This is a genomic window from Mesorhizobium sp. CNPSo 4671 (assembly GCF_057784245.1).
Genome location: NZ_JBWLUW010000007.1, coordinates 47,871 through 67,647, shown reverse-complemented (window position 1 = coordinate 67,647; position 19,777 = coordinate 47,871). Strand labels below are relative to the sequence as shown.

20 protein-coding genes are annotated in these 19,777 nt (G+C 61.0%); 9 read left to right on the top strand and 11 right to left on the bottom strand.

The window, feature by feature from the left end:
* Positions 1-146 precede the first annotated feature (146 nt).
* Both AC04SF_RS20075 and AC04SF_RS20070 read right to left on the bottom strand, forming a co-directional pair.
* On the bottom strand, positions 147-599 hold the full coding sequence (locus AC04SF_RS20075) for a hypothetical protein (protein ID WP_488479238.1): 453 nt from the start codon (positions 597-599) through the stop codon (positions 147-149).
* A gap of 143 nt (positions 600-742) precedes the next feature.
* Positions 743-1,306, bottom strand: a complete 564-nt coding sequence (locus AC04SF_RS20070; protein ID WP_488479237.1) for a hypothetical protein — start codon at positions 1,304-1,306, stop codon at positions 743-745.
* Between the two features lie 230 nt (positions 1,307-1,536).
* Here AC04SF_RS20070 and AC04SF_RS20065 point away from each other — a divergent pair, with 230 nt between their 5' ends.
* The gene (locus AC04SF_RS20065; protein ID WP_488479236.1) at positions 1,537-2,196 is read left to right on the top strand and encodes a recombinase family protein; all 660 of its coding nucleotides are present in this window, start codon (positions 1,537-1,539) and stop codon (positions 2,194-2,196) included.
* A 410-nt stretch (positions 2,197-2,606) separates the two neighbouring features.
* Here AC04SF_RS20065 and AC04SF_RS20060 read toward each other — a convergent pair whose 3' ends face one another.
* The 7 genes from AC04SF_RS20060 to AC04SF_RS20030 all read right to left on the bottom strand — a co-directional run bounded on the left by AC04SF_RS20060 (position 2,607) and on the right by AC04SF_RS20030 (position 8,506).
* Positions 2,607-3,005, bottom strand: a complete 399-nt coding sequence (locus AC04SF_RS20060; RefSeq protein WP_488479235.1) for a hypothetical protein — start codon at positions 3,003-3,005, stop codon at positions 2,607-2,609.
* A gap of 1,281 nt (positions 3,006-4,286) precedes the next feature.
* Positions 4,287-4,511 carry a hypothetical protein gene (locus AC04SF_RS20055; RefSeq protein WP_488479234.1) on the bottom strand — a complete coding sequence of 75 codons (225 nt, stop codon included), beginning with the start codon at positions 4,509-4,511 and terminating at the stop codon, positions 4,287-4,289.
* Entirely contained in the window at positions 4,508-6,112 is a 1,605-nt protein-coding gene (locus AC04SF_RS20050; RefSeq protein WP_488479233.1) for a hypothetical protein, read from the bottom strand. Before AC04SF_RS20050 ends, AC04SF_RS20055 begins: the two co-directional genes overlap by 4 nt.
* A gap of 2 nt (positions 6,113-6,114) precedes the next feature.
* The gene (locus tag AC04SF_RS20045; RefSeq protein WP_488479232.1) at positions 6,115-6,318 is read right to left on the bottom strand and encodes a DNA-binding protein; all 204 of its coding nucleotides are present in this window, start codon (positions 6,316-6,318) and stop codon (positions 6,115-6,117) included.
* A 179-nt stretch (positions 6,319-6,497) separates the two neighbouring features.
* Positions 6,498-6,824: a DUF6804 family protein gene (locus AC04SF_RS20040; RefSeq protein WP_488479231.1), complete on the bottom strand. Its 327-nt coding sequence runs from the start codon at positions 6,822-6,824 to the stop codon at positions 6,498-6,500.
* Complete coding sequence (locus tag AC04SF_RS20035) at positions 6,821-7,168, bottom strand: hypothetical protein (protein WP_488479230.1); 348 nt, start codon at positions 7,166-7,168, stop codon at positions 6,821-6,823. Before AC04SF_RS20035 ends, AC04SF_RS20040 begins: the two co-directional genes overlap by 4 nt.
* A 114-nt stretch (positions 7,169-7,282) precedes the next feature.
* Positions 7,283-8,506, bottom strand: coding sequence for a tyrosine-type recombinase/integrase (locus AC04SF_RS20030; RefSeq protein ID WP_488479229.1), 1,224 nt, complete (start codon positions 8,504-8,506; stop codon positions 7,283-7,285).
* Positions 8,507-8,839: 333 nt separating this feature from the next.
* On the opposite strand from AC04SF_RS20030, the gene AC04SF_RS20025 reads away from it, so the two are divergent.
* The 7 genes from AC04SF_RS20025 (at position 8,840) to AC04SF_RS19995 (ending at position 14,608) form a co-directional block, all read left to right on the top strand.
* Positions 8,840-9,325, top strand: coding sequence for a hypothetical protein (locus AC04SF_RS20025; RefSeq protein ID WP_488479228.1), 486 nt, complete (start codon positions 8,840-8,842; stop codon positions 9,323-9,325).
* A 486-nt stretch (positions 9,326-9,811) separates the two neighbouring features.
* Positions 9,812-10,654 carry a transporter substrate-binding domain-containing protein gene (locus tag AC04SF_RS20020; protein ID WP_488479227.1) on the top strand — a complete coding sequence of 281 codons (843 nt, stop codon included), beginning with the start codon at positions 9,812-9,814 and terminating at the stop codon, positions 10,652-10,654.
* 90 nt (positions 10,655-10,744) lie between these two features.
* Complete coding sequence (locus AC04SF_RS20015) at positions 10,745-11,491, top strand: ABC transporter permease (protein WP_488479226.1); 747 nt, start codon at positions 10,745-10,747, stop codon at positions 11,489-11,491.
* Between the two features lie 9 nt (positions 11,492-11,500).
* A complete protein-coding gene (locus AC04SF_RS20010; protein ID WP_096451354.1) occupies positions 11,501-12,232 on the top strand; it encodes an ABC transporter permease in 732 nt (243 codons plus the stop codon).
* A complete protein-coding gene (locus AC04SF_RS20005) occupies positions 12,232-13,047 on the top strand; it encodes an ABC transporter ATP-binding protein (RefSeq protein ID WP_488479225.1) in 816 nt (271 codons plus the stop codon). Before AC04SF_RS20010 ends, AC04SF_RS20005 begins: the two co-directional genes overlap by 1 nt.
* Before the next feature lie 228 nt (positions 13,048-13,275).
* A complete protein-coding gene (locus tag AC04SF_RS20000; protein ID WP_488479224.1) occupies positions 13,276-13,527 on the top strand; it encodes a hypothetical protein in 252 nt (83 codons plus the stop codon).
* A gap of 310 nt (positions 13,528-13,837) precedes the next feature.
* The gene (locus AC04SF_RS19995; protein ID WP_488479223.1) at positions 13,838-14,608 is read left to right on the top strand and encodes an SDR family oxidoreductase; all 771 of its coding nucleotides are present in this window, start codon (positions 13,838-13,840) and stop codon (positions 14,606-14,608) included.
* A 29-nt stretch (positions 14,609-14,637) separates the two neighbouring features.
* On the opposite strand, the gene recQ is transcribed toward AC04SF_RS19995, so the two are convergent.
* Both recQ and AC04SF_RS19985 read right to left on the bottom strand, forming a co-directional pair.
* Entirely contained in the window at positions 14,638-16,470 is a 1,833-nt protein-coding gene (gene recQ / locus AC04SF_RS19990; RefSeq protein ID WP_488479222.1) for a DNA helicase RecQ, read from the bottom strand.
* Positions 16,467-18,113 (bottom strand): sulfotransferase, encoded by a 1,647-nt coding sequence (locus AC04SF_RS19985; protein WP_488479221.1) that lies wholly within the window; start codon positions 18,111-18,113, stop codon positions 16,467-16,469. The genes recQ and AC04SF_RS19985 overlap by 4 nt, the downstream gene beginning before the upstream one ends.
* A gap of 174 nt (positions 18,114-18,287) precedes the next feature.
* On the opposite strand from AC04SF_RS19985, the gene AC04SF_RS19980 reads away from it, so the two are divergent.
* Positions 18,288-19,709, top strand: a complete 1,422-nt coding sequence (locus AC04SF_RS19980) for a coniferyl aldehyde dehydrogenase (RefSeq protein ID WP_488479220.1) — start codon at positions 18,288-18,290, stop codon at positions 19,707-19,709.
* The last annotated feature ends 68 nt before the right edge of the window (positions 19,710-19,777 follow it).

Below are 19,777 nucleotides of genomic sequence, written 5' to 3'. Positions count from 1 at the left end.
TGAAGCTGGATACCTCGAAGGCGCACCCCAGAGCGGGGGGGGGTAGCGCCTGAGGGTGCTGATTACTAAAGCGCCCCGCTGCATCGGCCCCGGCGGGGGGGGTGTTTGGGGACTCTCAGCGGGCTCTGGCAAGCTGACAGCCGTCGTCACGTGCACGTGCGGACCGTGCCTTCCTTCAAGAGCTTCTGCCAATCTGGCCCAAGCGTGTCGCGGGCAGAAACTGCCTGGGCCGCGCCCGGCTCGCCTTCCCTGAACATCTTCACCCCGAGCGATTGATGGTGGCCGCCTGACACAATAGTGGGACCAGGGATGTATTGCGTGTTGGCGTTGAACGTCGCCATGTTCCCGTACACCGAGGCGGTGCCCATAGTCTGGTAACTGCCCGGCATTTGAGTTACGCGGACATCGTTGCTCGCCGCCGCGTCATAGATGATGTAACGATCATACCCGGCCTTGAGAGTGTCAATTGCCGCCTGCTTTTGCGCGACTCGCGCGGCACCGATGCCGCCGCAGACTGGTGCGGCCGAAGTTTGGACAATCTCCGTACTGGCAGATGTTCGGATGGCGCTGCTGGCCGCACACGCTGACACAAGCCGCACGACAGTGCGAGCGCAATAGAATTGGCTTTCATGATGTCCCCTGCTCCTAACCCACCTCGACTAGAACGTGGGCATACGGCCCTGACAATCATTGAGCAGAGCAAGTCGTCGCCTCATTTGGTTGGGCTGCCCGAGAACTCAACCTACTCCGGAGGCAATCCAGCTTTTGCTCTCATTTCTGCATAAAGTTCTGGGTATTGCTGCTTCAGGCGTCTGGTCGCATCGGCGGACGGAACAGCAATCTCACGGATAACTTTTCCAGCCGGCACCAAGACCTCCACGCATGGTTGGTCCGTTCTCTCACTGTTCCAGTATCGTTTCGCCAAAGCCGGGTCAGGCTCTTCCCGGCGCAAAATCGCAGCATCGATTAGGTCAACCAGATGCATGTCGCCCCAATGGACGATCTCAGCGCGTTGAACTTCGACCTCGTAGAGCCTGCGTGTACTGCTATCCATTCGGGAGTAGTAGTTTTTAGCACACTCCTCGCTATCAAATAGCATCAGGTATTCCAGCCGCCTGCTATATCCGTCCGGCCGTACCGCATCCAAAAAGGCGGTAACTCGCCGAGCATTTGGAGTTTGGAGAGCGTCGAATTCACCGGCGCGCGTTATGGGTTGGCCCGGCAGGAAAGGGCGCTTGTCCGCTCGATAAAGTCGCTTGGTCCGCCCCGCCGGCTGGCTATGCATGATCGGTTTCTTCTTTCTCATGTCGGTGACTCTATTTCCTTTCGGAGCGATCTGAAACCTGGCTGCCTGTCCTCGTGGACATCGACCTAAAGAAAAATATTGGGTCGAGCCCGATGAAAATTGATCCCTGCCTTCAGAAGGGTACACCTTTCGCGAACCGCTCTTTGTCTGGTTCGATAGACGCTTGTTGACAACTCAAATCGAACCGATAATAACAGAACCATCCAAAACGAACCGAAAGGGAGTTCACTGTGTTTGTCCGTGCCTACCTTAGAGCATCCACCAAAGAGCAGGACGCTAGCCGCGCCAAAGCCCAGCTTGAAAGCTTCGCGCGGGATCACGGGTTGTGGATCGCGGCTACTTACATGGAGAACGAAAGCGGGGCGTCTCTCGCGCGGCCGGAATTGTTTCGTCTGCTCGGTGACTGCCAGCCTGGGGACATTCTGCTCATTGAGCAGGTGGACCGCCTAAGCCGTCTCAACGCAACTGACTGGGAGCGGCTCAAAGACGAAATTCGGCGAAGGAGCCTGCGGATTGTGGCGCTGGACCTGCCGACGTCGCACGGCATGGCGACAGCAAAGGAAGATGATTTCACGGCGCGAATGTTGGAAGCGCTCAACGGCATGATGCTGGACATGCTGGCGGCAATCGCACGGAAGGATTACGAAGACCGCCGCCGCCGGCAAGCGCAAGGCATTGCCAAGGCCAAGGGCGAAGGGCGCTATCGCGGCCGGCCGGAAGACGGTGAGCGCAACGCGGCCATTGTGAAGATGCTAAAAGGGGGCCAAAGCTGGTCCAGCATAGTGGCGGCCACCGGAGCATCCAGAAGCACGCTGGCTCGCTTGTCCAAGCGGGGCGACAACGGGGCGCAGGTATCGCAAGAGGGGCGGAGCGCCCCGGCGCGGGGCTAGCCATCGCTCTCGATTGCAAGGGGCGTAGGGAACGCGGGTGCTGCATCTACAGACTCATGGCGCGGGAGGGCTGCCAGGGAAACCGTTTCTTGTAAGAAAGCGGTTGGCAACATGACAGCACCAGAAAAATCTAAAACTCCCTCCCGATTGCAAAAGGCTAAATAGAGGCCCAATCAAAGCGGCCCGCGTATCCTTCGGGATGCGCGGGCCGTAAAATGGACGAATGCCTATGCCAGTTGTATGGTCGGTGGCAATGCAAGTGGGGCCAGCTGGGAAAGCACGGCGGTCGAGACGGTTCATTTACCGCAACTCGGCATCACCGGATGAGCGGGTTCGATCCCCGCCCTTGCAGGATCACCACGCTTGCCGCCCTGGGCGAAACAGTAGATCAGCGCCTTTTCCCCAGGCGTTTAAACATCACTCTCGTTTGCAAGGGGCGCAGGGAGCGCGGGTGCTGCATCGATAGTTAGCGCCTCGCCTGTGTGTTGGGAAGCCGCAAGCGCTGACAAGCGCACGAGCGCTTCGAGGTGAGCTTGGCCATTATCGACAGTCGCTTTGACATCAAGCGTAGCATGAGGCTTGCCCAGAGAGCGGTTCAAGACTTCCTGTGCGGCCTGGAAGCGCAATTTGGGATCGTCGCATTCCAACGTTTCAGCCATGATTTCTACCGCACGGGGGGTTAGACGCCCGAGCATTTCCTTGACGTGGGCGGGGGTCGCCGCGCGGCCGCCGGGATTGCCGCTTTGACCCTTGGCGAACCTGCCCCTTTCAACCCGCTCGATTGCCTGCTTTTTGTTTGTGGTTTCCATTGCTGTTCCTAGAGAGCCGGTCTCGTGCAACCGACGTGTTTTGAGGCGCATTTTGACGCAAGAGACAAAATTGTGTGGGACGTGAATTTTTACAACCTATAAGTGTCTACAACCGGGAAATTTGGTTGTAGAGGTGTTTTTGGGGCTTTTCGGGAAAACCGGCCTTGTAACAAGCGGCGTAACCCTTGCACGGCAAGGCTTGTGACATGTTACTGACAGACCCCCGAGAAACTTTTTCAAAATCGACGCGTTAACGGCTGTAAGATTTCGCGATCGATTTGGCTGTAACTTGTCGCTGAAGGTGGAACGCCTCAAACCATTGCACGGCAAGGCTTGTAACTTGTTACATATTTTTCTCTCTCTTTTTCTAGAAGATGTAATTAGAAGTATAATGAGGGATATAGGGGGAGAGTCCTGGGAGAAGTTTTCAAACACCCCCTGTAACGCGAACAGCGTAACAACCCCTGCTCCCGCTTTGTGCGACCATTTTCCGAACGATGCAGAGGGGATGAAGGAATTGCACTGGGGGCTGACCTATCAATTACCTATCGGACTGGCGAGAAAGCAGCGCCAGCGTGCGCGGACTGAGATGCCGCTGTCAGACACTTGCCGACACCCAAAACGCTTCCACGGTCTTCCCTGAGTCAAACAAAGCCTATCGGGAAATTTCGCGCAACAAAGCCAAGGCTAGCACCCGCCGACACGGGAAACGGGGGAGGATAACCAGTCCGCTGTCCGAGGGCGCGGCCCCCTGGGCGAGCACGGGATTACCGCTGCCCCAAGGGGATACCCCTGTCCACGGGATTACCCCTGCTGCCGGCGCTGGGTCACGGCGCGGCGCGCCCTCTTTTCAGCCAGTTCTGCCTCCCAGGCGTCACGGGCCATCCTCCTGAACTCATCATCCAGGAAATCCCTAGCATCGTGCCCGTAGGGAAACAGCAAGCCAGACCCCACAATAGTCCACTTGGCACCAGCCCTTAGACCTGTAGGCTGTATTAGGGTCCGAGCATCTGTTGAGCCGTAGCGCCTATGCCAACTCGCGAGGTGCGAAAGGATTGCTTTGTCAACTTCCTCACGCGGTGCGGCATGATAGGCCGCAAGCGTTTCGTCTAAAATCGACCGGGCAACCGATATCAGCGCTTCATGGTCCTTCTTAGCGCCGGTTGTGTTGGCACGAGCAATAATCTCGTCAATGGCGCGCTCGGCTTTAGGGGTGAGATAGTGCCGTGGCACGAACGCGCCCAGGAATGACTCGGGACGACGGTGCATAGCGAAAACCTTTCAGTTCAGGGTTGGAGTGTGTTCGGAGGCCAGAGGGTCAAAACCCCTAGCAAAGCAAGCCGCCGCCCAGGCGCGGACCACGGTTTCGGGGTTGTTGGGGTCAAGATCGGCTCGTGGTGGCGGCTCGATCCCGCTGGCCCTCGCGTATTCAATATCTCCCGGAGAAAGCGGCGCTGCCGCGCAGCGCACAAAAGCCGAAACGATTTCCTGGTCGAAATCCGTCATTGGGCACCGCCCAACAGCCGCCCTGCGCGACCTGCCTGGAAGGCGGATTGGCGCAAGAGCCGGCTTTGTGCCGGGCTGAGAATTTGGGCGGGATTGAGTGCCCGCCGGGCCGCGCCAATGCCGTAAGCGGTTTCGCCCACGATGCGCGGCGATGACAGGGCAAGCGTCGAGAGAGCAGCCGCCAGGGCCGGCGGACTAGAGAGCAGCGCCGCCCCTGGCACGGCATAGCCTGCGCTGGAATGAAGAACGCGGGCAAGGCCTTGCGGCTCTAGGGCTGACATAGCGCGACCGGCAAGCATCCCTGGTAGAGGCGGTTCTTTCTGGGCGAGCTGATCGACAAGGTTCTGGCGAGTGCCGAAGTTGGTGCTGACATTGCTACGGGTCGTTGACAGGAGCTTGCGAAGGGCGGTGTCGTCCGTCGTGTTTTCGCCCAGGCTTAGCGTCTTCCTGATTTGAGTGCTGTTGTCAGCCGCAACCTGATATGCGCGCATCGCTGCGGCATACGACGGCACTTGCGCCTCAATCTCACCTTTGACCTTTGCGTAAACATCGTTGGCGGTCTTGCGCGCAAGCGAGCCAGGGTCTGTGCTTTGGCGAGTGTCGTTGAGAAGCTGCTTCAGCGCGTCGAAGCCAATAGGCGTATGGTATTCGGCGGGGTCAAGCTGCTTCCAGTCGTTGACAATCGACTGCATCTGATCGACGGCTTTCGCGCCATCGGGGTTTTTAACGACACCCTTGAAGCGAACCTTGTCGTTCGCATCAGAAAGCGCCTTATCGATCCCGGTGAAGTCCAGCACGGTCGGGTCAGCCCGAGCCGGTGTCATGTCGATATTGTACTGGCGGGCGCGGTCGGTATCGAGCTCGCCCAACGCGTTTTTGGCGCGGTCGAGGATATCTGTGGCCGGGGCGCTGCCGCGCATCTGCTCAAGCGCTGCGGTGTTCCCTTCCAAGCCAGCGCGTTGCATCGCCCGGATTGCATCGCCGCCGACGCCAGTAGTCAAGCCCAGGCCAACCGAAGCCGTTGTCCCTACCCCACGCCCGACCTTGCCGATGACACGGCCGGCGTTTGTCAGCGGGTCCACGATGTCAGCGGCGGTGCCGGCGGCGCGTACGACGGTGCCGAGCACGCCCGGAGCCTTCGCGCCGATCAGCGAGCCGCCGGAGAAGACCGTGGCCAGGTCTGACAGGAAGCCGACAGGGTCTTGCGCCATCGTGCGCTTGAAGTTCTCGATACCGCCGTAGCGCTGCGCGAAAAACTGGCCCACGGCGTCAGCTGCGGACTGATCAGCGTTGCCGATTCCGGCCTTCGCCGCGACACCCCCGGCGATGTCACCGATGGACTGCGCGGTCTGGATAGGGTGCAGCACGGGCTGCGCTAGGTCCGACGCGAACTTCCCCGCACTGGGCAGGAAGTTGTTGACAGCGCCTGACAGCACGTCGGCGGCCGACATCGCCTCCTGCGGGCCGGCGGAAGCCGTGTTGACAGGAGCCTGCGGCGCAGCGACCGGAGCCTGGCGGTACTTCGCCCACGGCCCATCCGGCACCGCGTCAGGCTGTGCGGCCGGCGCGGCGTATTTTTCCCAAGGCTTCATCTCAGCCATCTTTACTTCGCCCCGTGCGCTGAGATGCCGGATGGCTGGGCGTCGAACCAAGCGCGCGCGTCTTCTATCGGGATGACGGTACGGGAACCGATTTTCTTTGTTTTCAAGCGCCCGGCTTGAATTTCCATGTACGCCTTTGAGCGTCCGATTGCTGCCCAGCGGGTGAAATCCGGGATAGAAAGCGCACGCGGCTCAATGGTGGGCATTGCTGTATTCCTTCAGACTGCGTTGGATGCACCACCATCCAGCCCAGGCCGCAGGAACTCAACTTATTGTGCCAAACAGGGGGTCGTTGCCCCTATATTTTGTCTCACGGCGCGCTGTCAGCAATGCCTACGCGCGTTAACCAGGAAGGCGGTTAACGTTGGTCGTGGCGAATGCCGCGCTACCGCCTTGGGCTTGTTGCAACTGATTTCTCGTCAGTTGTCGCCGGAAATTTGTATGCGACAAAGCCGAACAGCGCCGCGCAAATCAGATCGATTGGCATCCAAACGGCCCGAGAGAGGAACACTGGCAAGAACGGATTGAAAGCCAAGGCGACGAAAAACAATCCGTACGCCAACCTCTCGTCGCCGGTCGACTTTAATCTGATGCCGCAATAAATACCTGCGGCGAAAATCCCCAGGCGAAGCAGCTGATAGTACCCGTAGGGCAAGGTCAGAATTGCGGCTACCAGGGCAATGACCGCGCATATGGCGATGATCCGAGTCATCCGCGTGCACGCTCCGCAACGCCGCCGATAGCGGCGACCAGTAGGCCAGCAATCATGAATGCAAGCCCAGGGAAAAAGACGGGTACGACAATCCAAAGCGGCCATTCCCAAGCGAAGTAGGCTCCGTAGCCGCCCACCACCATGGCTGCTGCGATGAGGAGGCCCGCGCGGAATATGATCACGCTAACAAAAAACAGGACCGGCACCCACCAGCCGTGCCAGCCGAACCATTCGCTAGCACCGGCCTCGAATGCTACGCTATAAAAAGCAAGTGCGCCGATGCCAATCGCCATCGCACCAAAGACACCGACAACGCCCAAGACTGACGTGACAAAATTCTTCATTATTGCTTCCCCCAAATACCCGTGACGAAGATTGCTTAAAGTCGACAGCATGACAAGTCTTTTCCGATTTATCTTGTTGAACGCCTGCAACCAACGCGTCTAGATGTTGTAGTGCTAAGGCAACGCGTCAGCGCTGACAGCTGTTGTCACGAACGCCGCCCAGTCGTCCATTAATATGCGCCGCTTCGCCAGGGCGTCACCACGACGGTACGCACGCTCGGTCGCGTCCCCAACCGCGTGGGCAAGGGCAGCCTCCGCCACTTCGCGAGGGGCGTCGGTTTCCTCGGCCGCCCAGTCTCGGAACGCTGACCGAAAGCCATGCACTGTCACGGTATTTTGCCCGCATTGCCGCAGCATCATGGCTAGCGCCATTTGCGAAAGCCCCTTGTCCTCTTTGGCCCCCGGGAAGATGAAGCCGCCAGGAGCAGTGCGAGCAGGAACCACGGCGTTTAGGATTTCCAGCGCGCGTGTTGAAAGCGGGACACGATGCTCGCGTCCGGCTTTCATCCGAGCGGCGGGAACCGTCCACACGGCGCTTGCCGCGTCGATTTCATTCCAGCGGGCGGCGATGACCTCCCCAGTACGGGCGGCTGTCAGGATGAGGAATTCCAGCGCCAGCGCTGAAACCGAGTCGGACTGGCGCAATTTAGCGAGGAAGGCGGGGACGTCTCCGTAGTGAAGCGCCGCATGGTGCCCGCGTGATAGCTTACTCTGGCGAGAGAGTAACTTATCGAGGTGGCCACGCCATCGGGCGGGGTTCTCTCCACCACGCAAGCCTTGTGCCTTCGCGGCGTCAAGGATGCGCTCGATACGCCCCTGTGTGCGCTTGGCGGTCTCGGGTTTCGTCGTCCAGACCGGTTGCAGCACGGCCAGCACGTCGGCGGTTTCGATCTTGTCCAAGGGAAGTCGTTGAAGGCGCTTCGCATACACTTTCATCGTCATCTTCCACTGCGCAATGTGCTTGGCGTTGCGAAAGCCTTTGGCCTGTTCCGCAATGAACGTGTCCGCGAATTCGCCGAACGTCTGCGCTTTGGTTTGCTGTTCCCTTTCGCGGCGCGCGTCGTTCCAGGGATCGCCACCTAGCGCTAGCGTCGCCTGATACGCACGGGCTTGGTTGCGAGCGTCTTTCAGGGAAATGCCCTTAGGACCATCCACCACCCCGAGCGCCAATTCGCGGCGTTTGCCATGACGGCTGTATATGAACACCCACCGCCGCGTGCCTGACTTCGTGACAAGCAGATAGAGCCCAGTGTCCTTGATGCTGTCGGAATAGATTTTGCCCGGTCCCGTAAGGGCCGAGAGCGCCTTGTCAGTGGTGATTTTCGCCTTGGTCGTCATGGCTCGCCCCTTAAAAACATAAAGGCAACCATAAACCTATCCGGCGGAAACAGGCAAACAAGAATGAACGGCTGCGGACAGCTTTTAAGAAAAACCATTTAGTATCATATATTTACAGTACAGTCCAAACCATCACAGCCAATCCTAGGGTATCTCTTAGGGCGGACTCCCTCTCCGCCATTGATTTCCTATATGCCTGATATTTAACGTTTTTTCGTGCTGACTGGCTTCTTTCGCCGTGCATTAGCGCACATGTCACGTGACAAAAATCCGACTATGGCCGATAAATAATTGGATCTCTCAGGGGACCATCCTGCGGAGGACCGTTTCGATATGCGCTCCGCGCGCAATCCAACAGTGTCCAGCCGCTCCTTGGATCGGCTGTTCACAACGGGTGACAAGATGATCGGGCGAACACTGGCGGCTGCCTTTGCAATTGCGGTTTCCCTTTCGCCTGCGCATGCGCGACTACAGCATCGTCTACCGAGCGGTTATAAATGGGGCCGCTGCCTGCTTACTGTTCACGGTCAGACCCGCATATCCGGAAAATGCTACTACCAAATCGAGAAGGGCGGCGATTTCAATATCCAGGGGCCCCGGCAAGTTTTTGCGGGGATCGACTATCCTGACACGAACAGTGGGGCTGGTGAAATGTCCCGGGATTACTGGGCGGTTGTCTACAAGGACGGAGATTCCTGGACAGGCTACTCGAACTCGGAGATTGACGAAACGCACGCCGACGAACTCGATTGGGGTGAGCTTCGCCGCGAAGGCGCATGCTATGTTGGCAAGGACGTCCGGGTTTGCCTCTGGCACTAGCCATTCGCCTCCTGACTGGCGGATTCATCTCCTGGTACCCCACTGCACGACCCCAGCCGGAATTACCCTGCCGTCCCCGATTGGTCCTTGCCGCCGCGCCGGCCCCTCGGCGGCACACTGTCCAACGGGCATGATTTGCTGGAGCAGCATCGGGACCGAGGCTTTCAAAGTGACTTTCGCGGACTTCGCCGGTTCACGAGATCTTGATGACTCGTCTGGCGCTGATCACGCACAGCAATGGCGCAAGGGCGAAGGCGGTAAACAGCCAGCTGGCAGCACCACGCGATAGCTTACTTCGACAAACCAGTAGCTTAGCAAGATGACCCCGCTATCGCGCCGGGTTTTCCCCGTGCCGCAGAACTTGCACCAGTGCAGCGTCGAGAATGCGCTCAATGTGGAGCGGAAAACAGCACTTGTGGGGGAATTGGGGCTAGGCTAAGCAATTGGTATCTGAGGGTTCCAAGAACAAAAAATGGGAGAAGTATCGTGACATCATCACGTTGGATTGCGCTTGCAGCACTTGCGTTGACCTGTTCAACCCCGGCGCTGGCCAAGGACTGGAAGACCGTAACGGTTGCCATGGAGGGCTCTTACGCCCCGTGGAACCAGACCGACGCCAGCGGCAAGATCGTCGGCTTCGAGGTGGACATCCTCAACGACGTCTGCGCCCGCGCGAAGCTCGAATGCAAGATCCAGGCGCAGGACTGGGACGGCGTTATCCCCGGCCTCACCGCAGGCAAGTTCGACATTGTCATGGACGGCATGTCGATCACCGAAGACCGCATGAAGACCATCGACTTCTCGATCCCCTATGCCTCCTCGCCGGTGGCTTTCCTTGCCGACAAGAATGGGCCGCTGGCGCAGCTGTCCAACAGCGGCAAGATGATCGATCTTTCCAAGGACGACGCCGAGTCTAAGGCGGCGCTCGACACGCTGCGCAAGGAACTGACCGGCAAGAATGTCGGCCTGCAGGTTTCGACCACGGAGGCGACGTTTGCCGACAAATATCTCAAGGATGTCGCCAACGTCCATGAATACAAGACCACCGACGAGCATGATCTCGACTTGATGGCCGGGCGCCTCGACGTGGCCTTCGCCGACACCACCTATTTCCTCGGCACGCTGGCCAAGCCCGACGCCAAGGACCTGGAGTTTGTCGGGCCGCAGTTCAAGGGCGGTCCGATCCTTGGACCGGGCATCGGTGCAGCCTTCCGCAAGACCGACAAGGACCTGCAGGATATCTACAACAAGGCGCTCAAGGCTGCTCTCGATGACGGCTCGGTGTCGAAATACTCGATGCAGTGGTTTAAGATCGACATTACCAAGTAGTGTCGCAAAGGGAGCAGCCAAGGCTGCTCCCGTTTTGCATTGAGGCGGGCGAGCTGTCGATGCATTATCTCGACGCCCGGGGAGGCGTAGGTGGACTTTCTCAACAGTCTCAAGGATCAGCTATCGACGGCCTATGAGCTGTTGGCGGCCGGCTGGGGCTTGCAGCTGCTCTGGGGCATTGGCTGGACGCTCGCCGTCACCGTCGTTTCGATGATGATCGGCGCCATGCTGGGTTCGCTCGTGGCGGCGGCCAAGCTTTCGCATCGCGGCGGACTGAGGTTCATCGGCGAGAGCTACACGACCGTGTTCCGCGGTGAGCCGGAGCTTTTGGTCATCTACCTCTTCTACTATGGCGGCACGCAGATCCTGACGGGCGTGGCGCGGTCCACCGGATCGATCGGTTCGACCGACATCTTGAACATGCCGAGCTTTCTGGGCGGCGTTCTCGCGGTCGGCATCATTTCGGGCGCCTATCAGGCCGAGGTCTTCCGCGGGTCGTTCCTGGCAATCCATCGCGGCGAGCTGGAAGCGGCGCGCGCCTATGGCATGTCGGCCTGGCTGCGTTTTCGCCTCGTGATCATGCCTCAGGTGCTGCGCCTGGCGGTGCCGGGGCTGGGCAATGTGTGGCAGCTGACCATCAAGGATTCAGCTTTGATCTCGGTCACCGGCGTCGCCGAGCTGATGCTGACGGCGAACAAGGCCGCGCGTTCAACACACCATTCGCTGCTTTTCTACACGGTCGCCGGTATCCTCTACCTCGTGATGACCTCGATCTCGACGCCGATCTTCGACAAGGCCGAGCGTTACACCTCACGCAGCTTTCTACGTCCGAAATAGGAGGTGGCGGTGGATTACAACTTCTACCTTTCGACCATGTGGAGCGTGCTGAAAGCACTGCCGCTGACGCTCGAGATCTGGTTCTTCGGTGTCGCCATCGGTCTGGTTATCGCCGCCGGCCTGACCTGGTTGCGGGCATCGGGCTACAAATCCGGCGAATATTTCACCCGGGCCTATGTCTTTGTCTTCCGCGGATCGCCGCTGCTGGTGCAGCTCTATCTGATCTATTTCGGCCTTTCCCAGTTCGATTTTGTTCGCCACAGCCCGATTCTTTGGCCGATCCTGCGGGACCCCATGTATTGCACGATCGTCGCGATGGCGCTCAACACCGCCGCTTATGAGAGCGAGATTTTCCGTGGCGCGCTCCGGGCCGTGCCGGTCGGGCAGATCGAGGCAGCCAAGGCCTTCGGCATGTCTACGTTCACACGGTTCCGCATTGTGACGTTGCCCATAGCGCTCCGCCTAGCCTTGCCGGCCTATTCGACCGAGATCATCCTGATGACGAAGGCGACCGCGCTCGCTTCCGTGGTGACGATCATGGAGATGATGGGAACGGCACAGAAAATCCAGCACGACACGTTCCGGCCGATCGAGGTGCTGACGTGCGCCGGTGTCATCTATCTGCTGCTCAACCTGTCGATCGCCCGGCTGTTTGCCTGGGTTGAATACCTGCTTTCACCGCATCTGCGTCCCCCACCCGAGCAGAGCCAGCAAATCAAACCCGTCCCGGAGGTGTTGTGATGTCGGCAAATGTCGCCGCTGCCGCGAAAGCAGCACCGTCCCCGGACGACAAGTCAGCCATCAGCGTCAAGGACATGCGCAAGTGCTTTGGCGATCATGAGGTGCTCAAGGGCATTTCGCTCGAGGCCCATAAGGGCGACGTCATTTCTATCCTCGGCTCTTCGGGCTCGGGCAAGAGCACGATGCTTCGCTGCATCAACCTCCTGGAGACCCCGGACTCCGGCGAAGTGCGGGTCGACGGCGAGCTCATCAAGATGAAGCAAAGCCGCGACGGTCATCAAGCGCCGGCCGATATGCGCCAGGTCGAACGGATTCGGGCCAATCTCGCCATGGTCTTCCAGAGTTTCAATCTCTGGTCGCACATGACCGTGCTCGAGAACCTTGTCGCCGCGCCGGCGCATGTGCTCAAGCGGCCGCGCGCCGAATGCCTGGAGCAGGCCGAGGCATTGCTGAAGCGCGTGGGGATATGGGAGCGTCGCAACTACTATCCCCCTCACATGTCAGGCGGCCAGCAACAGCGCGCCGCCATAGCGCGCGCCCTGGCGATGAATCCCAAGGTGATGCTGTTCGACGAGCCGACATCCGCGCTCGATCCGGAACTGGTCGGCGAGGTGCTGCGCGTCATGCGCTCGCTTGCGGAGGAGGGGCGCACCATGTTGGTGGTAACGCACGAGATGAGTTTTGCCCGCGACGTATCGAGCAAGGTGATGTTCCTTCACAAGGGTGAGGTGGATTCGGTGGGTGAGCCAAAGGAGATGTTCGCGCACCCCCCCACCCAGCAATTCGGGCAGTTTATCGCGAATTTCAACAAGTGACGTGAACCGCGAAACGCTTCTTCAGCTGAACTGGCTGGATTGGTGCGCCGCAATGGCGCTATCAAACACGCATCAAAAGGTCAACTTATCGACCGAAGCAAGCTTTACCATGATGGCTGATGGAAAGACCGATTGAACCGCCCCAAGGTGCCGGCTTCAACGGGCTGGCGGGAACGGATTTCTAAGCCTTTGCTGCTATCGGTTTGCTGGCGGACGGAGTTCCCGGCAGTGACCCAGCGCACGTTCATCATCTTGCTCATCCTGCTGGCGATGGCGGTCGCGCTGTCGGCGACATCGTTTCCGGGTTCGATGATCGGCTTCCTCGTCGCGATCGCTGGAGTTTTCTTCGTCGCGGTACCGGGCGCGGCCATCGGCGACGCGCTCAGACAGGGCGGCATCCCAGTTACCGGCGAGCAGCGCCTGCGGGCTCTGGCCGGCCTCTACGCCCTGCTCCCCCTTGGCGCCGCGGTGCAGGCATAGCCGCGGCTGAGGCGCAATGATTTCGACAGAGCCCGATCGGCGGCACTGCGCCTGGCGCTTCTGCTGGCGCTGCCGCTGATTGCCTGGCTGTCGGTCAATTCAATGCAGCGTGCCTGGCCGTGAAGCGGCGCCAGGTCTCTCGCGTGGTTCGCAGGCCTAGCTTCAGGCCGATCCACCTGATGGACGCAGGCGAAATTCACCTGCGCATTAAGTTCATTTGACCGGCTTCGATTGAACGGTAGGCTGAAAGCAAGCAGCCGATTGCCGCATGGGGTCGGTTGCCGTTCCATGCGCGCAGAGGCCGCCTGTTTTGAGCATTTTCGATCGATTTTCCCTGAAGGGGCGTGTGGCCCTGATCACCGGCGGTGGACGCGGCCTCGGCTTGGAGATCGCGCGCGCCTTTGCCGAAGCCGGGGCCTATGTCGTGGTGACCGGCCGCACCGCCGCCACGCTCGATGGTGCTGTCGCTGCCATCACGAGAAATGGCGGCAGCGCGCAGGCGGCGGTCTTCGACGTGGCCGACATCGGAGCGGGCCGCGCGATGATCGCCGAGATCAGCAAGACCCGAGGCCGTCTCGACATCCTGGTCAACAATGTCGGCGCCCGCGACAGGCGGCCGCTCGCCGCCTTCAACGACGACGACATTCTCGACCTGATCAGGACGGATCTTTTGTCGGCGATCTCGCTGTCGCGCGATGCGGCCGAGATCATGAAGGCCCAGGGTCATGGCCGGCTGATCGCGGTGACCTCGATCGTCGGCGAGATGGCGCGGTCCGGCGACGCCATCTACCCCGCCGCCAAGCAAGGGCTGACCGGGCTGATGCGCAGCATCGCCGTCGAATATGGCGCCCACGGCGTGACCAGCAACGCCATCGCGCCGGGAATGTTCGCCACCGAGACCAATGCCGCGATGGCGGCAAACCCCGATCTGGTTGCCTTCGCCCGCCAGCGGGTTCCGCTGCAGCGCTGGGGGCGGCCGCAGGAGATCGCCGGCGCCGCGCTTTTCCTCGCCAGCGAGGCGGCCTCCTTCGTCAACGGCCATGTCCTGACCGTCGATGGCGGCATGTCGATCCAGATGTGAGGATCGCCGGTAGTATCTGGTGAGGGTTTTCAGGCCGACCCGTTGGACCGGTGCGCGGCGATTGCCTTCAGAAAGATCGCCCCGAACTCCTTGAGCTTCGCCCCTCCCACGCCATTGACTTCAGCGAAAGCATCGAGGTCCCGGGGACGGCGTTCGGCCATGTCGATCAGCGTGCGGTCGGAGAACACCACATAGGCCGGCACCTGGCGCTCCTTGGCCAGACGCAGCCGCAGGGATTTCAGCGTGGCCAGCAGCGAAGCATCGACGCCTTCGGCACCCGAAGCCTCGGCCGCTCGCATCTTGCGCAAGGCGCGGCCGCGCATCTCGACACGGTAGTGGAACGGCAGCTCGCCGCGGCCAAGCGCATGGCCTTTTTCGGCGATGGCGAGGCCGCCATGGCCGCTCGGATCCGGCTCCAGGAAACCGTTCGCGACGAGCTGCCGCATCAGCGACAGCCAAAGATCCTTCTTGTGCGCCGCCCCGCTGCCGAAGCTGGCCAGCCTCTGATGGCCTCTGGCCAAAATCTTCTCGGTCTCGTGGCCGAGCAGGATGTCGATGACGTGCGCCGCGCCGAAGCGCTCGCCGCTCTGCGCGACAGCCGCCAGGATGATGCGCGCCTCGACAGCGCCATCGGCGCGCGGCACCTTGTCGACGCAGTTGTCGCAATTGCCGCAAGGCTCGGCTTCCTCGCCGAAATAGCCAAGCAGCACCTGGCGGCGGCACTGCGCCGTCTCGCAATAGCCGATCAGCGTGTCGAGCCGGCGATGCGCGCGCCTCTTATGCTCAGCGGCCGAGTCCTCGTCGTCGATGAACAGCCGGCGCATGCGGATGTCACCAAGGCCATAGAGCATATGCGCTTCGGCCTTGCGCCCGTCACGCCCGGCGCGGCCGATCTCCTGATAATAGGCTTCCAGGCTGCCCGGCATGTCGGTGTGGAAGACATAGGCGACGTCGGGCTTGTCGATGCCCATGCCGAAGGCGATGGTCGCCACCATGACGACGCCGGACAACGTCATGAAAGCGTTTTGGTTCGCCTCGCGCGCCTCCTTGCTCATGCCGGCATGATAGGCGAGCGCGGTGACGCCGTTCTTCTCGAGGAAGGCCGCCATCTCTTCCGTCTTCTTGCGTGACAGGCAGTAGACGATGCCGCTCTTGCCGGGATGGCGTTCGATGAAACGCAGCAATTGCCGCTTGCTGTCCTGCTTGGACTCGATGGCGAGCTTGATGTTGGGCCGGTCGAACCCCAGCACCAGCGTTTCGACCCGCTCCGCGAACAGCCTTGCCTCGATATCGCCGCGCGTGCTCTCATCCGCCGTCGCCGTCACCGCGATGATCGGCACGTTGGGGAAGATGTGCCGCAGCCGCGACAGGTCTTCATATTCGGGCCGGAACGCCGGCCCCCATTGCGAGATGCAATGCGCCTCGTCAATGGCTATCAGGCTGATGTCGAGCCTTGAAAGCGCCTCGAGCATGCGCTCGGTCATCAGCCGCTCCGGCGCCAGATAGAGTAGCCGCGTCTGGCCGGACGCCACACGGCGCCAGGCGGCGACATTGGCTTCGCGGTCGAGCGAGGAATTGATCGTATCGGCACCGACGCCGGCCAGCCGCAAGGCGGCGACCTGATCCTGCATCAGCGCCACCAGCGGCGACACGACGAGGGTGAGCCCACCCATGACCAGCGCCGGAACCTGGTAGCAGAGCGATTTGCCGGCACCCGTCGGCATGACGGCCAGCACATGGCGCCCGCCGAGCAGCGCGTCCATGACATCGGCCTGGCCGGGACGGAAATCGTCGAAACCGAACACGTCCTTCAGGACGCGCCGCTTGGGATCCTCGGCCCTAATGCTGGTAGTCTGCGTCATTCAGCCAATTCCGTCGTCGATATGCCGGCCGAATTGTCATAGCCGAACTCCCGGCAGAAGCCGTCGACGCGCTCAAGAAACGGCGGCGGCAGCCCGCGCAGATAGGTCCTGAACGCTTCATTGCGCTCCCATTTTCTCAGCGAGGTCGACCGAATGGGATTGTTTGCATCGCGGCTGAAGAGCGTAGCCGTCGTCAGGCCGAAGGAGCGGGCAATCCTCGCCTGCACGATGTCCGGCTCGGCGATCACATCCTCATAGCGCAAATAGGAGATGACCCTTTCCGGCTGGGCTTGTCGCAACCGCATCAAACCGTCATACTCGGCCTCCCAGCGCTCCATGGTCACGTGAAAAGGCCGCAGAGCAATGGTCTCCGGATGAGAGCTGGTCAGCACGTCGAAAGGATGCCGCACGCAATAGATCAGGCCGACCGAGGCCGGCAAGTCCTCGAGATCCCTATAGCTCACGAAAGTGCGTTTTACGACCAGGTTGGCTTGGTAGCGATCCAGTTCGATCAGTGTCTGGTACGGCGCTTCGCCGGCATGGATATAGATATCCTCAAAACAGCCCATCAGATTGAGGCTGAGCGTGGTGCCGCTGCGCGCGCAGCCGGCGATGAAAATTCTGTTTCGCGGTCTCACTGCCGAACGCAGCATTGGCGCCTTGCGTCGAAGGTGCCAGAAAAACCGCCGCGCGCGGCGACGCAACGTCGCAATCGGCTTCCGGGCCGCGGTGGCCCGCACCTCGGAAAAGCCAAGCTCGGCGAGCGCGATTCCGCTTTCTCCGGCGACCGCATAGAGCAGCCAGCTCTGATTGTCCTGCTCAAAAATAGCCGGGTCGCGCAACGCGTTTTCCCTGCCCTGGGCCTGACCGAGCCGGCTGGGGCGGATCGGCAAACCGGCCCCTTCGAACTCCATCAGCGGCCGCAGCACTTCGCTGTCCCCACGCACGGTCCAGTCCCGCCAATCCTCGGCGAGATCGATCGTGCCGCAAAGGATCCGTTCCGGCGCGTCGCCCCGACGCGTGTAATAGACCCGCAGCCAGCGGCCGGACTTCTGCAGCGCGACATGGCGTGGGGCGAGATCGCGCCGCATGGCGGGCAGCACGACCGGACCGCGTTGGAAATCCGAAATGCCGTTTCTCGATCGGTAGACGGTGATCGCTCCCGTTCCAAGCAAACCGTACCACCAGCCATCGTGACGGAAGATGCGCGCGTAGAACGGCCCGAGCGGCTCGGAAAGCGGAGTGAAACGAAGCCCGTCGACGGATGTCGCGGCGAAGCTCGTCTGGCCTTCGCCGGATTTTGCCGGGCCATGAAAATACATCACGAAATGGCGAAGCTTGCGGTCGACGTGAACATCCGGCGAGGCGATATGCCCGACGATGAATGGGCATTGATCGAGAGACAGCACACCGCCGGGGTGGATGCGCCAAGGCCCGTGCAGCGAATCGGAGTAGGCAAGGCGGATATAGGTCCCCATGTGGTGGGCAAAGTAGAGATAGTAGGCACCAAGCCGACCGGGCACCCAGTCGGCCATGCTGATCAGCGACGGCCCGTTGATGTTGGCCCCGTCATCGCCGGGCAGCATATCCGGCGTAATGACGGGGCCGTGTCGCATGGCAGTGACACGGATTTGCGGAATCATACGGCACGCGCCCTTGGCGGAGATTTCAGCTTACCGCATTCGGTACAACGCCATGGATGCAAACGGAAGGTCAAACAATAGCCATGTGAGCCTCGCCTGCCCTTGCGGCAAGTGCTCCTAGCTGGATTCGGGCTGGCTCTGATGTAAGCTGGACTGGAGCAAGGAGAGCGCGCGATGCTGCAGGTGAGACAGGATGTCCTTGGCGAGCGATTCCAGCTACAGCGCACCGTCTTCGAGAAGCAGCCCTTTCCGGACCTGAGCGTTCGGAAAGACCGCCTGAAGCGCCTGCTGGCGCTGACCGAGCGGCACGAGCCCGAGATTTGCGCCGCGATCAACGCCGACTTCGGCAGCCGCTCGGCGCATGAGACGCGCCTTGCCGAACTGTTTGTCGTGCGCGCCGGTATCCGCCACACGCTGTCTCATCTGAAGGGCTGGATGCGGGAGCGTCGTGTCGCCACCACCTTGCCGTTCCTGCCGGGCAAAAATCGCCTCCTGCCGCAGCCGCTTGGTGTCGTCGGCATCGTGTCGCCGTGGAATTACCCGTTCCAGCTTGCCGTCGCGCCGGTCACGGCAGCGCTCGCCGCCGGCAACCGCGTGCTGGTCAAGCCGTCCGAACTGACACCGGCTTTCTCGGCGCTGCTCGCCAGATTGGCCGGCGAGCATTTTTCGCCCGACGAGTTGAGCATCATCACCGGCGATGCCGAGATGGGCAAGGCCTTCGTGTCGATGCCGTTCGATCATCTGCTGTTCACCGGCTCGACCGCGGTCGGCCGCCAGGTCGCGATGGCCGCTGCCGCCAACCTGACCCCGGTCACGCTCGAACTCGGCGGCAAGTCGCCGGCGATCTTCGATCCCTCCTGCGATCTCGATGCGGCAACGGCCAGCATCGCCTATGGCAAGCTGCTCAATGTCGGGCAGACCTGCATCGCGCCGGACTACCTGCTGGTGCCCAAGGGGCAGGCCGGCACGGTCGCAGCCAAGCTCGCAACCGCGGTGGCGCGGCTCTACCCAACCTTGCGCGACAACCCCGACTACACCGCCATCATCAGCGACCGGCATTTTCAGCGCCTGCGCGCCATGATCGCGGAAGCCCGCGATGCCGGTGCCGATGTCACCGAAATCAACCCGGCCGGCGAAGACCTTGGCGCCACGAGCCGCAAGCTTCTGCCGACCCTGGTCAGCAATGCCGGCCCGGATTTGCGGCTGATGCGCGAGGAGATTTTCGGCCCGGTGCTGCCGATTGTCGAATACGCCACCATCGAGGAGGCGATCAGCCATGTGAACCAAGCCGACCGGCCGCTGGCGCTCTACTGGTTCGGCAATGACAGCACCAACCGCCAGCGGATCCTGCGCGAGACGGTTGCCGGCGGCGTCACCGTCAACGACTGCATGCTGCATCTGGTGCAGGAGAACCAGCCTTTCGGCGGTGTCGGCGCCAGCGGCATGGGCGCCTATCACGGCGAATGGGGCTTCCGCACCTTCAGCAAGGAGAAGCCGGTTTTCCTGCAATCGCGCTTGAGCGCCGGCGCCCTGCTGCGCCCGCCCTATGGCAAGACGTTCGAGCGGCTTTTCAGCTTGCTTCAGCGGATTACCTGACCAACCGCCGCGACCGTCGGCGCATTAAGTCTATATTCACCATGATCCGGCAGGTTCCAATTCTGCGG

Coding starts and splice junctions, on each gene's coding strand:
- AC04SF_RS20070 (WP_488479237.1), bottom strand. CDS start 1,306: ATGAGAAAGAAGAAACCGATCATGCATAGCCAGCCGGCGGGGCGGACC.
- AC04SF_RS20060 (WP_488479235.1), bottom strand. CDS start 3,005: ATGGAAACCACAAACAAAAAGCAGGCAATCGAGCGGGTTGAAAGGGGC.
- AC04SF_RS20055 (WP_488479234.1), bottom strand. CDS start 4,511: ATGACGGATTTCGACCAGGAAATCGTTTCGGCTTTTGTGCGCTGCGCG.
- AC04SF_RS20050 (WP_488479233.1), bottom strand. CDS start 6,112: ATGGCTGAGATGAAGCCTTGGGAAAAATACGCCGCGCCGGCCGCACAG.
- AC04SF_RS20045 (WP_488479232.1), bottom strand. CDS start 6,318: ATGCCCACCATTGAGCCGCGTGCGCTTTCTATCCCGGATTTCACCCGC.
- AC04SF_RS20040 (WP_488479231.1), bottom strand. CDS start 6,824: ATGACTCGGATCATCGCCATATGCGCGGTCATTGCCCTGGTAGCCGCA.
- AC04SF_RS20035 (WP_488479230.1), bottom strand. CDS start 7,168: ATGAAGAATTTTGTCACGTCAGTCTTGGGCGTTGTCGGTGTCTTTGGT.
- AC04SF_RS20030 (WP_488479229.1), bottom strand. CDS start 8,506: ATGACGACCAAGGCGAAAATCACCACTGACAAGGCGCTCTCGGCCCTT.
- AC04SF_RS20025 (WP_488479228.1), top strand. CDS start 8,840: ATGCGCTCCGCGCGCAATCCAACAGTGTCCAGCCGCTCCTTGGATCGG.
- AC04SF_RS20005 (WP_488479225.1), top strand. CDS start 12,232: ATGTCGGCAAATGTCGCCGCTGCCGCGAAAGCAGCACCGTCCCCGGAC.
- recQ (WP_488479222.1), bottom strand. CDS start 16,470: ATGACGCAGACTACCAGCATTAGGGCCGAGGATCCCAAGCGGCGCGTC.
- AC04SF_RS19985 (WP_488479221.1), bottom strand. CDS start 18,113: ATGATTCCGCAAATCCGTGTCACTGCCATGCGACACGGCCCCGTCATT.
- AC04SF_RS19980 (WP_488479220.1), top strand. CDS start 18,288: ATGCTGCAGGTGAGACAGGATGTCCTTGGCGAGCGATTCCAGCTACAG.